Annotated in this window: 12 protein-coding genes and 1 other annotated feature; of the genes, 8 read left to right on the forward strand and 4 right to left on the reverse strand. The window is 37.2% G+C overall.

Annotated features, from left to right (window positions below):
- Nucleotides 1-179 precede the first annotated feature (179 nt).
- Nucleotides 180-707, reverse strand: coding sequence for an HdeD family acid-resistance protein (locus tag ACE025_RS01650; RefSeq protein ID WP_485936818.1), 528 nt, complete (start codon nucleotides 705-707; stop codon nucleotides 180-182).
- Between the two features lie 234 nt (nucleotides 708-941).
- Nucleotides 942-1,170, forward strand: a binding site (T-box leader).
- Nucleotides 1,171-1,242: 72 nt separating this feature from the next.
- On the opposite strand from ACE025_RS01650, the gene leuS reads away from it, so the two are divergent.
- The 5 genes from leuS (at nucleotide 1,243) to ACE025_RS01675 (ending at nucleotide 7,466) form a co-directional block, all read left to right on the forward strand.
- Nucleotides 1,243-3,660: a leucine--tRNA ligase gene (leuS, locus tag ACE025_RS01655; protein ID WP_485936820.1), complete on the forward strand. Its 2,418-nt coding sequence runs from the start codon at nucleotides 1,243-1,245 to the stop codon at nucleotides 3,658-3,660.
- A 146-nt stretch (nucleotides 3,661-3,806) separates the two neighbouring features.
- Complete coding sequence (locus ACE025_RS01660) at nucleotides 3,807-3,932, forward strand: hypothetical protein (protein ID WP_485936822.1); 126 nt, start codon at nucleotides 3,807-3,809, stop codon at nucleotides 3,930-3,932.
- Nucleotides 3,933-3,945: 13 nt separating this feature from the next.
- Complete coding sequence (locus tag ACE025_RS01665) at nucleotides 3,946-4,743, forward strand: aldo/keto reductase (RefSeq protein ID WP_485936824.1); 798 nt, start codon at nucleotides 3,946-3,948, stop codon at nucleotides 4,741-4,743.
- A gap of 195 nt (nucleotides 4,744-4,938) precedes the next feature.
- Complete coding sequence (locus ACE025_RS01670) at nucleotides 4,939-6,603, forward strand: putative polysaccharide biosynthesis protein (RefSeq protein ID WP_485936826.1); 1,665 nt, start codon at nucleotides 4,939-4,941, stop codon at nucleotides 6,601-6,603.
- Between the two features lie 143 nt (nucleotides 6,604-6,746).
- The gene (locus tag ACE025_RS01675; protein ID WP_485936828.1) at nucleotides 6,747-7,466 is read left to right on the forward strand and encodes a pseudouridine synthase; all 720 of its coding nucleotides are present in this window, start codon (nucleotides 6,747-6,749) and stop codon (nucleotides 7,464-7,466) included.
- A gap of 56 nt (nucleotides 7,467-7,522) precedes the next feature.
- Here the strand turns inward: ACE025_RS01675 and ACE025_RS01680 are convergent, their stop codons facing one another.
- Both ACE025_RS01680 and ACE025_RS01685 read right to left on the reverse strand, forming a co-directional pair.
- Nucleotides 7,523-8,347: a manganese catalase gene (locus ACE025_RS01680; protein WP_485936831.1), complete on the reverse strand. Its 825-nt coding sequence runs from the start codon at nucleotides 8,345-8,347 to the stop codon at nucleotides 7,523-7,525.
- A gap of 102 nt (nucleotides 8,348-8,449) precedes the next feature.
- The gene (locus tag ACE025_RS01685; RefSeq protein WP_485937187.1) at nucleotides 8,450-8,815 is read right to left on the reverse strand and encodes a DUF2512 family protein; all 366 of its coding nucleotides are present in this window, start codon (nucleotides 8,813-8,815) and stop codon (nucleotides 8,450-8,452) included.
- Nucleotides 8,816-9,417: 602 nt separating this feature from the next.
- On the opposite strand from ACE025_RS01685, the gene ACE025_RS01690 reads away from it, so the two are divergent.
- Both ACE025_RS01690 and ACE025_RS01695 read left to right on the forward strand, forming a co-directional pair.
- A complete protein-coding gene (locus tag ACE025_RS01690; RefSeq protein WP_485936833.1) occupies nucleotides 9,418-10,146 on the forward strand; it encodes an EAL domain-containing protein in 729 nt (242 codons plus the stop codon).
- A gap of 51 nt (nucleotides 10,147-10,197) precedes the next feature.
- Nucleotides 10,198-11,313, forward strand: a complete 1,116-nt coding sequence (locus ACE025_RS01695; protein ID WP_485936835.1) for a GGDEF domain-containing protein — start codon at nucleotides 10,198-10,200, stop codon at nucleotides 11,311-11,313.
- A gap of 35 nt (nucleotides 11,314-11,348) precedes the next feature.
- Here ACE025_RS01695 and ACE025_RS01700 read toward each other — a convergent pair whose 3' ends face one another.
- Nucleotides 11,349-12,176 (reverse strand): NAD(P)H-hydrate dehydratase, encoded by an 828-nt coding sequence (locus ACE025_RS01700; RefSeq protein ID WP_485936837.1) that lies wholly within the window; start codon nucleotides 12,174-12,176, stop codon nucleotides 11,349-11,351.
- 243 nt (nucleotides 12,177-12,419) lie between these two features.
- Here ACE025_RS01700 and pepV point away from each other — a divergent pair, with 243 nt between their 5' ends.
- The gene (pepV, locus tag ACE025_RS01705) at nucleotides 12,420-13,820 is read left to right on the forward strand and encodes a dipeptidase PepV (RefSeq protein WP_485936839.1); all 1,401 of its coding nucleotides are present in this window, start codon (nucleotides 12,420-12,422) and stop codon (nucleotides 13,818-13,820) included.
- Nucleotides 13,821-13,823 lie beyond the last annotated feature (3 nt).

The raw sequence follows: 13,823 nt of genomic DNA on the forward strand, positions 1-13,823 counted from the left end.
ATATCATTTAGTCTATTAATTACTATTTCCATTTTATGATACATAATACAGTTTATGCAATCTTTCTATTCTAGTATGAAGACAATATTGAAGCGCGTTACTGTGCTAAGAAAAAAGCACCAGAAATAAGTGGAACTTTCTGGCGCTTTCTCATTATCTATTTTTGTGGATCTTACTATTTATACAAAGGCATCGATTAACTTAATAACACCTGCAGTAAGGAAATAAAAAGCAATAAGGTATGTTACAGAAACAAGTGCTATTAGTATATTTCCGATTAAGGATAACCCCACAATAACTCCTATAATACCTAATAAAAGACGTATCCAGAACCAAGTATTGCTTACTTCTTTTAGTCTAAATGCTAATAAGATGTTCATAACTGAATCAATCATGAACCAAACAGCGAATAGTATTGGAATAAACGTAATGCTGATGGAAGGATTAAATACAAGATAGAAACCAACGAGACTATCGATAATACCTATTAATATAAGATACCAAGGATTAATATCATTACTTTTTCTTATTTCGAAATAAAGCTCGAGTGCATGGATACCTTGTACAATCGCGATAACCCCGAATACTATACCTAAAGTAACTAATGTTGAAATAGGATTGTTAATACTAACCCAAAATGCAATGAAAAATAAAACAGCTAGCAAAAAATTTTTCCATTCAAAACCACTTGTGTTTTTTGTAATCATTAGAATCCTCCTCGTTTGTTTAATCTAACACTATTATACTAATCTTCGTTAGCAATTCCAATTTCTGCTCTTTAATTGTCATTAACTTCTAGTTAAGTGGTTTATCTTTTTTGTAATATTTATGGAGATTATTAAAATCAACATTCTATTTGAAGATCTTAAATGTTGCTTTTCTAGATACACAGAAAAAGCATTGATTCTGGTAGAGGAATTTGTTAGAATAAAGCCAATAGTTAAAAGACAGTGATAAGGAATAGTAGAAATGTCCCTTTTTTAGAGAGTGCATGGTTGGTGCAAATGCATAGAGATACATTTTGAACTCGCCTTCGGAGTCGCTTTGCTGAGAAAGGATTCAATTAAGCAAAGACGTTTCATCCGCGTTAAGGATATGATGAGGCTGCTGTATGTTACAAGCAGTAAATTTAGGTGGTACCACGACTGAGAATTTGAGTTCGTCCTAAAGCACAGAGAAGGAAACGACTTTGTGCTTTAGGACGATTTTTTTTATAATTTTTTTAAGAAGGAGCAAACAATCATGAGTTTTAATCATAAGACTATTGAAAAAAAATGGCAACAATACTGGGATGATAATAAAACATTCCGTGCGACAGAAGAGTCTGACAAAAATAACTTTTATGCAATGGACATGTTCCCCTACCCATCAGGTTCAGGGCTGCATGTAGGTCACCCAGAAGGATATACAGCTACAGATATTCTTTCTCGAATGAAACGCGCACAAGGGTACAACGTATTGCATCCAATGGGATGGGATGCCTTTGGTTTGCCGGCTGAACAGTATGCTCTAGATACAGGGAACGACCCAGCAGAATTTACCGCTAAAAATATTCAAACATTCAAACGTCAGATCCAATCATTAGGATTCAGTTTAGACTGGGATCGTGAAATCAATACGACTGATCCAGAATATTACAAATGGACACAATGGATCTTTACAAAATTGTACGAAAAAGGCTTGGCTTATGAAGCTGAAGTAGCTGTAAACTGGTGTCCTGCATTAGGAACCGTTTTGGCAAATGAAGAAGTTATTGATGGTAAAAGTGAACGTGGTGGACACCCTGTCTACCGTAAACCCATGAAACAATGGATGCTGAAAATCACTGCTTATGCAGATCGTTTACTAGAAGATTTGGAATTAGTAGACTGGCCAGAAAATATCAAAGATATGCAGCGAAACTGGATCGGTAAATCTGTTGGAGCAAATGTTGATTTTGCTGTAAAAGATTCTGATGAAGAGTTTACTGTGTTTACTACTAGACCGGATACTCTTTTTGGAGCAACCTATGCTGTTTTGGCTCCGGAGTCTGATTTGGTTGAAAAGATCACTAGGCCAGAGCAAAAATCAGCTGTTGAAGCCTATATCAAAGACAGCAGTCTGAAAAGTGATTTGGACCGTACAGATTTAAACAAAGACAAATCAGGAGTTTTTACAGGAGCTTATGCAATCAATCCGGTAAACGGAAAAGAAATGCCAATCTGGATTGCAGACTATGTATTAGCTTCATACGGAACAGGAGCTATTATGGCTGTTCCAGCACATGATCAACGTGACTGGGAATTTGCGACGAAATTTGGTTTAGAAATTCTTCCCGTTTTAGAAGGTGGCGATATTTCAAAAGAAGCTTTTACGGAAGATGGCGTCCACATCAATTCGGAATTCTTAGATGGGCTTAAAAAAGAAGAAGCTATCGAGAAAATGAATGCCTGGTTGGAAGAAAAAGGAATCGGTAAAAAGGAAACGACATACCGCTTGCGCGACTGGTTATTCGCTCGTCAACGTTATTGGGGAGAGCCTATTCCAGTGATTCATTGGGAAGATGGAACAACAACGACTATTCCAGAAAATGAATTACCGTTGATTTTGCCGGTGACGACAGAAATCAAACCTAGCGGAACAGGAGAGTCTCCACTTGCAAATATTACAGAATGGGTCAATGTAGTTGATCCGGAAACCGGTAAAAAAGGAAAAAGGGATACGAATACGATGCCGCAATGGGCAGGTAGTTCATGGTACCACTTGCGTTACATCGATCCGCATAATACGGAACAATTAGCTGATCCTGAAAAACTAAAACAATGGCTTCCAGTTGATATTTATATTGGTGGAGCAGAGCATGCTGTATTGCATTTATTGTACGCACGCTTCTGGCACAAATTCTTATACGATATTGGTGTAGTTCCAACTAAAGAACCGTACCAAAAACTATTCAACCAAGGAATGATCCTGGGAGAAAATAATGAGAAAATGTCTAAATCAAAAGGAAATGTTGTTAATCCGGATGATGTAGTAGAAGAATTCGGCGCAGATACATTGCGTGTTTATGAAATGTTCATGGGGCCATTAGATGCTTCAATTGCATGGAGCGAAAATGGACTTGAGGGAAGCCGCAAATTCTTAGACCGTGTATGGCGTTTGATCATTGATGAAGAGGATAAATTGCGCGACCGCGTTACTAATTTCAACGATGGAAAACTAGACGTGGTGTATCACCAAACCGTAAAAAAAGTCACTGAAGATTTTGAAGCCTTACGCTTTAATACAGCTATTTCTCAGTTGATGGTATTCGTCAATGAAGCATATAAAGCTGAAGCTCTTCCTGTTGAATACATCAAAGGACTGATCCAGATGCTGGCTCCTATCGCACCACATGTGGGAGAAGAATTGTGGCAAAGAGTGACTGGTTCAACAGAAGGTGTCTCTTATGAGGCATGGCCTGTATATGATGAAAAATATTTGGAAAAAGATGAAATCGAAGTTGTCTTCCAAGTGAACGGCAAGTTGAGATCAAAAGTCCAAGTCTCTAAAATGATTTCTAAAGATGATTTAGAGAAACTGGCAATGGACGATGAAAAGATCCAACAGTATTTAGAAGGCAAAACGATCCGTAAAGTGATTGTAGTACCTGGGAAATTAGTTAATATCGTAGCTAACTAGACTAAGATGCTATAGAAAGAAACCACTTTTGACTAAAGGATTAATATTCTTTTTTTAACAACAAATGTGCTATTATTCTTATAAAGAGTAATAGCACGTTTTTTTGTTTTTAAGAGCTCCAAACGAGTGGCCTTAGGGGGAGAAAAGTGGAAGCTGGATCTTGGTTTGCTATTTCAGCAGCCTTTGCTGTCGGTATATTTGATGACAGAAAAAAGAAAACGGAAATAAAAAAGTCCTTGCATACTCTAACTAAAAAAGCTCCAGCTAGCTAAGGAGGAGAGACAAATGAAGCAACATGTGAGAATGACGACTACGCTGAACAATGATCAGGAAATCCCTCTGATTGGGTTGGGAACTCACCCATTGAAAGGAACAAGCGCTGAAGAAATCGTGTACAAAGCTTTGAAAAAAGGGTATCGACTGATCGATACTGCATCTATGTATGAAAATGAAAAAGAAGTAGGAAGGGCAATCAGAAGAGCTGTAGACGAAGGAATCCCACGCGAAGAGATAACTGTAATCACCAAAATTCGGAAAACCGATATGGGGTTTTCTAAAACACTTAGAGCTTTTGCCAAAAGTTATGAAGCACTTAAATTAGATGCAGTCGACGTAGTCTTGATTCATTGGCCGGATAGTGATAGAGAAAATGTAGCCACATGGAAAGCCTTAGAGGAAATCTATTATAGTGGGAAAGCAAAAGCTATTGGAGTGTCCAATTTCAGTCCGGAGCAGTTGATCGATTTGTTAAAAATGGCAGATATCAAACCCGTCATCAATCAATATTCGTGCTATCCTGGGCAAGGACAAGAGCAGCTGCGCGTGTTTTGCGAGAAAGAAAATATCCGTTCTATGGCATACAGTCCTCTTCATCATGGGGGGATCCTCAGTGACCAAGATATTCAGCAATTAGCAGAGAAATATCAGAAAACTCCTGCACAAATTGCGTTGCGATGGAACATCCAAAGAGGAATGATCCCCATTCCTAAAACGGCAAATTCCAATCGATTGGAAGAAAATATAGACGTATTCGATTTTGAATTGACAGATAAAGAAATGGCTTTATTGTTGGCAAAAGGATAAGTGTTCATAAAAAGCAGGGTTTTTCCCTGCTTTTTGCGAGCGAATGAGTCGAAAAAGTCTATGAAAATTGTCTTTATTGCTTCAAAGTCGTTAAAAAAGAATTAAATTTAAATGAGCTAGCTTTTTAGACGTTGCATCTTATAGATTTTATAAGTAGAATGTAAGCTAGCAAATATTTTGAGAGTAGGCTTATGAATGTCAAATGAAATGATAAATAAAAAAACAAGACAGGCTGAAAGTGATACACAAAGTAAAATGTTATCTGGTTCTGCTTGGATGTCTGCCGCTAGTATAATTTCCAGGTTGTTAGGAGCATTATATATCGTTCCTTGGATGGCTTGGATGGGCGACAAAACAACTGCCGATGCAGCTAATGCCTTATATAATGTCGGATATACCCCCTATGCATTGTTTCTGAGTATCGCGACAGCTGGTGTGCCTTCAGCAATTGCAAAGCAAGTTTCTCATTATAATTCTATCGGAGAGTACGGAATCAGCCGCGATATCTATAAAAGAGGGTTGCAAGTCATGTCCATAACGGGACTTGTTTCTGCTATAGTGATGTTCTTGTTAGCTCCTTTCATAGCAGCCAATAGTCCAACGGCTTCTGCAGCTGATGGAACTCAAGTCATTCGTACGTTGTCTGTAGCATTATTGTTGATTCCAACGATGAGTGTGACTAGGGGATACATTCAAGGGTATCAAACAATGGCACCTTCAGCTATTTCACAAGTCCTTGAACAAATTGTACGGGTCATTTTCATGCTTGCTTCTGTATTTTTGATTCGTCAAGTGTTCGATGGTTCTGTAGTAGATGCTGTTTCAATGTCTACGTTTGGAGCTTTTGTGGGAGCGTTAGCGAGTATGGCGTATTTGGTTTATGTCGTATGGAAAAAACAACTCAATACAAAAGAAGCAGCAGAACAAAGTCCAAATAATGTGACTGTATCTACTAATCAAATATTATTGTCGATTGTTAAAACAGCTATTCCTTTTATCATCATTGGAGCAGGAATCACTATTGCACAGTTGATTGATCAATTTACATATGATTCGATCATGAAGAGCGTCAGTGACTATACTCCACTTCAAATTCAACGGACATATGGTGTAGCAGCTGCAAATGCCCATAAACTGATTATGATCGTTCTTTCCTTTGGAAGCTCGATGGCCATTACATCAGTACCTTTGATCAGCAGTTTGATGGCTAAAAAAGACCATAAAGGATTGAGCAGACAGTTTAATAACAGCATCCAATTGCTGTTGCTGATCATTGTTCCGGCATCGATAGGAATGGCTGCTGTCGCTGAACCTTTATACACTGTTTTTTATCAGCACGATGATTTTGGTACCAGCATCACGCAATGGTCTGCTATCATGACAATTTTCTTAGGATTGTATACAGTTGTCAGCATTATGATCATGTCTGCTAATCGTCCAAAAGCAGCAATGAACGGTTTGTTTTTTGGGATGATTATTAAATTGATTTTACAGTATCCTTTGATAGATTATTTCCAAACACACGGAATGATCATGTCTACTATTGTTGGATTTGGAGTTTCTTCTTTATTTATCATTCGTGCAATGTATGAAACTGAACCTTTCGATTTAGGTTTGTTATCTAGAAGAACATTGTTGATTACAATTTTCTCTTTGATCATGGCTATTGTGGCTGTAGGAGTGAAAGAGTTTATGTATCTCTTTATTCCAGAAAGTGACAGACTCTTAGCCTTAGTGATCGTATTAGTGGTGGCTTTTGTTGGATTAGTGGTTTATGGATACTTAATCTTAAAGTCTAAATTAGCTGACAAAGTAATCGGGGCTAGAGCTGCAGCATTGAGAAATAAATTGAAGATTTAAATCTGGTCAGTAGTATAAATCGGATTTTTTGTTTAAACAATGAAGAGAGTTGGGAGTGAAATCTCAGCTTTCTTTTTTATTTTTTCTATATCTGTATAATAGGTATAGAGAATTAACAGAATGAGTAAGAAAGGAAATCTGTAATGAGACTAGATAAATTGTTATCCCACAGTGGATTTGGAACGAGAAAAGAAGTAAAGAACTTATTGAAGAAAAAAGGTGTTACAGTCAACGATGAAGTACAAAAAGACGGCAAGTTTCAAGTTCACTTAGAAAAAGACCTTATAGAAGTGTTCGGTGAAGAAGTCAGCTATCAGGAATTTGTTTATTTTATGCTTCATAAACCCCAAGGTGTGATCAGCGCGACTACGGATAATCTGCACGAAACGGTTATTGATCTATTGGAGCCCCAAGATCAGCTTCAAGAGCCTTTTCCAGTCGGACGGTTAGATATCGACACAGAAGGATTGCTGTTATTGACCAATGATGGAGCCTTAACCCATGAATTGCTGTCACCGAAAAAACATGTCAATAAAGTTTATGAAGCAGAAATCAATGGAATCGTGACAAAAGAAGATGCAGCTGCTTTTGAAAAAGGAATCACATTAGATGATGGGTATATCTGTAAACCTGCTGTTTTAGAAATCGTAGAAACCAATGAGTTTGAAGGGACGTCCTGGATCAGAGTCACGATCCAAGAAGGGAAATTCCATCAAGTCAAGCGTATGTTTGAAGCTGTGGGAAAAGAAGTCGTGTATTTAAAACGTCTATCAATGGGTCCGTTAATCTTAGACGAAGAGCTGCCATTGGGTCAGTATAGACCGTTAACACTCGAGGAAATTGAACAGTTAAAGAATAGATGAAATATGGAACGAACAAAAGCCTGAGCACATTATGCTCAGGCTTTTGTGTGTTTAAACTACATTTTATCCATTGGTTTTGAGTTGTGCAAGCTTGGTGGTGCAGGTTTTAAGATTGGTTTATCTGCAAAAGCAACTGGTGTGCTTTCATAACGGAATTCACGACCGTCCGCTGCTTTTTTACCGTCAACCATTGATTTGCTTTCTTCTCCTTCAGAGAAGTTGTATAGAATGTTATTGACTTCTTTAACTTCCCAATCAGCAGGAACATCATAAGGAACGACAATACCTTCTCTATCTTCGATTTCTTTTGCTGCTTCGATCCACTGCAATTGATGCATTGTATCTCTGGCAAGCAAGAAACCAAGCATGTCGCGAACACCCGGATCATCAGTCATGTGATACAGACGTGCTACTTGCAGACGACCTTGTGATTCAGCGTTGATATTCGCACGAAGATCTGCTAGTAAGTTACCACTAGAAATAATGTAGCCAGAGTTCCATGGAACTCCTACAGAATCTCTAGGCGTTGCGCCTAAACCACTGACAATAGCATGTTGCGGATTCATACCACCCATGATAGCTGCTAAAGCAGGATCGCTCTTATAAGCATTCTCTTGAACATCTACTGGAGCATCATCTAATAAATGAGCAATCATAGTAGCAATCATTTCAATATGGCCGATTTCCTCAGTACCAGTGTCTAATAACATATCTTTGAACTTTTCATTACCGCGAGTGTTCCAGCCTTGAAACAAGTATTGGTTCATGACAGACATTTCACCGTACTGACCACCAAGAATCTCTTGTAATTGTTTAGCCATCAATGGATCTGGTTTACTCGGTTTTGCATGATATTGTAGTTTTTTAGTGTGTGTAAACATAAAAGATATCTTCCTTTCTATTCTTTAGTATTGGGATGTTTAAAGTCAAAAAAGTTTTCATTTTTCACATTCACGGTTGTTGTCAAATAGTGCTAAGAATGTTTATTTCATTTTTCTTTCATCAGGAACTACATCATTATTTAACAACCATTTATGGAAGAACCACTCTGCCACACCAATTAATAGAGCAGGAATGAGAACTTTCATCCAAAGATCGTTTGTGTAGTCCATACTTGTCAGATAGATCCATAGAACAACAGCGGCTGCTCCAGAGTCTGCAATTGTAGCCGCTACATTGCCTATTTTTCTTAAAATAACTAAATCACCTAATACATAGATCAGTGCCACTATAATCACACCGACGATAGTAGAATCTAAAAAAGAAACATCGTATAGTCCTGTTAATACTATCCATAAAATTGCCCATATCATCAAGGCTTTTATAGCTAGAGCTTTTACATGTTTGATAATGAACCACTCCTTTTATGGTATTAAAAATTAGGGTATTAAAAATTCGCCAATGTCTATAGGAAAACTAACACAATTGAACAACAAAGTGAAATGTGAACAAAATAAAACTTTTCTCCGACAACGCAAGAATAGCACTATTTATTTTATACTTCAAAAATTTTAATTTGAAAAAAGGAAATAATAAAGAGTAACGATAAATTTCTTTTATAGACTAATTGCTTTGTGAACGAAGCTGTCAATTAAATAAAGAAATTGAGTTTCAAATGGTGAAAAGAAGTGGCTTTTAAAGGGAGCATGTGTTAAAAAATAGAAGGACAAAAAAATATTAACCGAAAATTTTTGTGGAATAAATCCGTCTACAAGAAGAAAATATATCCGAGAACGGTCTCAGTTGTGTTTATGTTATAATTTCTTTAACGTCAATATTTTTTAGAAATAAAGTTCATTAAATTAATCCCCGTTTACTGATAATTCATGAATTTAGTCGACATAAGCTTCTGCTTATATTCACGCAAGAAAGGGTAGAGAAAATAAAAAGTCAAATAAGATTATTTCTGTGAGACATGTACCGATTAAAGAAGTAAGAAGGGAGATTAAATATGTCATCAGTATCTTTGCAACTTTACTACCAGCCTAAAATCGACGTCAATGCAAATGAAATCGTTGGTTACGAAATTTTATTGCGTAATAAAGATTATCCGCCTTACTATCCCGCAGCAAAAATGGAAAGAATTTATCACGATAGAGAAAAACATTCTAATTTTTTGGGATGGTTAAAACAGGAATTAACAAGAGTGCTTCTCGAGTATCCTTCATGTTCTTTATCTGTAAACTTTTCTCCAATACAATTGTTATATCCTGAAACGAAACAATTTTTCAGTGAAATGAACAAGTTTTCCGATCAATTGATAGTGGAGATAACAGAAGATCCTATTCTTTTAAATATAACCAAAGAAATAAGCGGAAAATGTATTGAAGATAGCCTTATTGCTGCTTTAATTTTTATTAAAGAACAAGGTTATAAAATTTCATTGGATGATGTTGGTACAGGGCAAAACTCTTTTGAGCGTGCTTTAGAATACGTACCTTACTTGAGTCAAATAAAATTCTCGATTGTAAAATGCTTGAAATACGATGCTTCATTGGAAATGATTGATTACTTCCTGAAAGCTTGGCACCAATTTGCCAAAGAAAATCATTTAGACATTGTAATAGAAGGCATCGAAGATCACGAAACGAGCAAAAAATTAGTAGAAAAAGGAATGCTGCTACAGCAAGGCTACTATTTTGGGAAACCCGCTGCCGAAAGAGTTTTACAGAGTAGCTAAAGTCGATCGTGGTTGTAGAGGATTAAAAGAAAGGGTCAAAAGGAAATTGTTATGCTGTTAAGTGATTTATTAAATGTCATTGCAAATATTGCCATACTGACATTAGTTTCATATATTTATATTAAAATAATTCCTAAAAAGAAAAAGTATAGTTTGACTAGTCGGCAAAAAATAGTGTTTATTCTTCTTGCCAGCATGACGTCTTTTATCCTGATGTCTTTTTCAGTTGATCTGCCACAACATGTAAAAATCGATATGCGCTATAATGTTATGATTTTGTTGTTGTATTACATTGGGCCTGATGTTTTTGTACCAGCTTCCATCTTAACTGGTATTTTAAGATTCACTTGGGGTATATCCACAGCAGCTGTCTATACACTCCTTTTTTACATTGTTTTAAGTGTCGTTATGCTTATATTAAATAAAAGAATCTTTGAACGTTTTAATAGTTATGCAACAGGTTTGATATTAAATACTTGTTATGTGATCGGACATGCAATCGTTCTATACTTCATTTATTATGATTGGAAACAAACAATTGTTGTTGCGGTGTTCAACTTTTTATTTACCAGTACTTGTTTGATGTTGAATATGATGTTTATAGAAGATATGCGGGCAGATGTCCGTCGTTACTTAGACGAAATAGAACGTGCCAAGAGCGATTATTTAACTGGATTGTATAATAAAAGAGAATTTAGTTATTACTGGGCAGAAATCGAGAATGATTCAACTGTGACCCATACAGCTTTTTTGATGCTGGATATTGATCATTTTAAATGCATCAACGATCAATATGGACATTTGAATGGAGATTTGGTTTTACGACAAGTTGCAACATTATTACACGTGGGAGATATTGAACACGAACAGATCTACCGAGTCGGAGGAGAAGAATTTTGTATCGTACTGAAAAATAAAAGTTTCTCCGAACAAATGACACTAGCAGAGAAAATACGGCAAACAATAGAGACTAAACCTTTTTCACTTGAAAATCACCAAACTATTCATGTAACAGTTTCTATAGGAATGGCCACTTCTTATAAAGTCAAAGATATGAAAAATTTGTATCGATTAGCTGATCGTGCTTTATACCAAGCAAAAGAACGCGGCAGGAATCGGCTCGTTGTGTTAGATTTGGCAGAACGGGAATTAAAAAAAATCCTATAACCCTCTTGCATAGAGGGTTATAGGATTTTTTTTGTTTATAAAAGAGAGTGCTCTTTCATAGTAGAAGGAATATGTTCGATAATGTGTGTTGGCAAAACAACATATTGCTTTTCGGCTAGTTTGTCACCGATTTTGCTATGCAGAAAGACAGCTGATAAAACAGCTTTTTCTTTGTCTTCAAATTGAGCAGCAAATCCCGCTATCATACCTGCCAAAGTATCTCCCATTCCTCCGGTTGCCATTGCGGGATTCCCTGTGGTGTTTTTCCAGACGGAATCCTTCAAATAAACTTCTGTGCGATTTGATTTTAATACAATTATCCCGCCTATTTTCTCCCGCTGACGTACATTAGCATCAACTTTTTGCTTTGAGAGTGCTAGACCGGACAGTTTTTCCCATTCTCCCAAATGCGGAGTATAGATTGTTTGAGTTTTGGGATAAGGCAAATCATACTTTGCCATTAAGCTGATAGCACTGCCATCAATAATGACCTTATGTTGTTCTGTTACAGCAGAAAATAGGGTAGATAAAATCGTTAAGGCTTTTTCTGATAGGCCTAGACCGGGCCCAATGGCAATGACATCTGTTTTTTTCACTTGCTCCGCGACTTTTTCTGTATCAGCACTGTCTATCACCATAGCTTCTGGGAGTCTTGAATGGAGAGCAGCATGATTGCTTTTAGCAGTGGCTACAGTGACTAGACCTGCACCGCTATAAACAGCTGCACTAGCTGTTAAGATTGCAGCACCTCCCATATTTTCATCTCCGCCGACGACCAGTACTCTTCCATAAGTTCCTTTGTAGCTGTCTTCTTTTCTTTTGGTAATAGTTTCTCGTACTAAATCTTCTGTAATAGATTTCATTTTTTTAACTCCTTTCTATTCATCTCTTTTATTATAAAAGTTTTGAACTGATTAATCTAAGGTGACCCATCAGATATAAAAATACTGTTCGTTTTACACCGCAACCTCTGCAGCATTCTAAGAGCTTACAGGAGAAGCTTCGCTAAAGTTTTGGCTATTTCACATGAAAATTTTATCTCTAGATTGGTAAGTCACGTCAAAAGTGATAGAATAGAATTGTTATTGATGAGAGGAGAATGTGATATGGCAATTGATTGGAAAAAAGAAGCGGAAGCTCGTAAAGATGACTTCTTAAAAGATTTAGTCGATTTACTAAAAATAGACAGTGTGCGTGATGACAGTAAAGCATCAACAGAGGCTCCTGTTGGCCCAGGTCCTAAAAAAGCGTTGGAAGCTTTTCTAGCGCTGGGTGAAAAAGACGGCTTTATTACGAAAAACACTGGAAACATAGCTGGGCATATTGAATACGGAGAAGGCGACGAGACTATGGGTGTCTTGGCCCATGTGGATGTAGTTCCTCCTGGTAACGGCTGGGAAACCGATCCATTTGATCCAGTGATCAAAGATGGTCTTATATACGCTCGCGGTTCAAGTGATGATAAAGGTCCTGGAATGGCAGCTTATTACGCTATCAAAATGATCAAAGAAATGAATTTGCCGATTTCTAAAAGAATTCGTTTCATTATTGGAACAGATGAAGAAAGCGGTTGGCAATGTATGGATCATTATCTGGCTGTTGAAGAAACACCCGATTTTGGTTTCTCGCCAGATGCGAACTTCCCGATCATCAATGGAGAAAAAGGAAATGTCTCTTTATACGTGAATACAAAAGGAACGACAGCAGGCGGGAAAAATGAATTGATCAGTTTTGATGCCGGATTGCGTGAAAATATGGTTCCTCGTGACGCAGTCGCTGTATTCAATAGTGAAGAAGCAGAAATCATCGAAAAAGCTTTCTATGATTATGTAGAAGCTGCACCAATTACTGGAACGGTTCAAGTTGAAGGCAAAAAAGTAACGATTGAAGTGGTCGGGAAATCGGCTCATGGAATGGAACCTCGCGGAGGAGTGAACGGCGGAACTTACTTGGCGACATTCTTAAGCAATTTCAGCTTTGGCGGAGACGCACAAAACTACCTTCAATTGATTTCAGAATATATTCATGAAGACTCAAGGGCAGAAGGTTTGGGCTTGAATTTCACCGATGAAATAATGGGAGACTTGACTATGAATGCAGGGGTATTCACTTTTACTCCAGAAACTGGCGGAGTCATTGCATTAAATTTCCGTTATCCACGTGGAATGAATGTAGAATCTATAGAAATCCAATTAGAAAACAAATTATCCGAGTTTGGTGTAACGATCAGCCGAGGCGGAGTAAAAGAGCCTCACTATGTGCCGGCGGATGATCCTTTGGTAAAAACATTGTTAGATGTATACTCTAAACATACTGGATTAGAAGCGCATGAGCAATCTATAGGCGGAGGAACTTACGGACGTTTGTTAAAACGTGGAGTAGCCTATGGAGCAATGTTTCCAGATAGTATTGATACAATGCACCAAGCAAATGAATTCATGTCTATCCAAAACTTGATGGATGCTATGGCTATCTATGCTGAAGCTATCTATGAATTGGTTAAATAATCT

The sequence above is a fragment of the Desemzia sp. AGC72 genome (genome assembly GCF_057334175.1).

What these genes read in the sequence shown, in the direction of transcription:
- ACE025_RS01650 (WP_485936818.1), bottom strand. Translation starts at nt 707, where the DNA reads ATGATTACAAAAAACACAAGTGGTTTTGAATGGAAAAATTTTTTGCTA.
- leuS (WP_485936820.1), top strand. Translation starts at nt 1,243, where the DNA reads ATGAGTTTTAATCATAAGACTATTGAAAAAAAATGGCAACAATACTGG.
- ACE025_RS01665 (WP_485936824.1), top strand. Translation starts at nt 3,946, where the DNA reads ATGAAGCAACATGTGAGAATGACGACTACGCTGAACAATGATCAGGAA.
- ACE025_RS01670 (WP_485936826.1), top strand. Translation starts at nt 4,939, where the DNA reads ATGTCAAATGAAATGATAAATAAAAAAACAAGACAGGCTGAAAGTGAT.
- ACE025_RS01675 (WP_485936828.1), top strand. Translation starts at nt 6,747, where the DNA reads ATGAGACTAGATAAATTGTTATCCCACAGTGGATTTGGAACGAGAAAA.
- ACE025_RS01680 (WP_485936831.1), bottom strand. Translation starts at nt 8,347, where the DNA reads ATGTTTACACACACTAAAAAACTACAATATCATGCAAAACCGAGTAAA.
- ACE025_RS01690 (WP_485936833.1), top strand. Translation starts at nt 9,418, where the DNA reads ATGTCATCAGTATCTTTGCAACTTTACTACCAGCCTAAAATCGACGTC.
- ACE025_RS01695 (WP_485936835.1), top strand. Translation starts at nt 10,198, where the DNA reads ATGCTGTTAAGTGATTTATTAAATGTCATTGCAAATATTGCCATACTG.
- ACE025_RS01700 (WP_485936837.1), bottom strand. Translation starts at nt 12,176, where the DNA reads ATGAAATCTATTACAGAAGATTTAGTACGAGAAACTATTACCAAAAGA.
- pepV (WP_485936839.1), top strand. Translation starts at nt 12,420, where the DNA reads ATGGCAATTGATTGGAAAAAAGAAGCGGAAGCTCGTAAAGATGACTTC.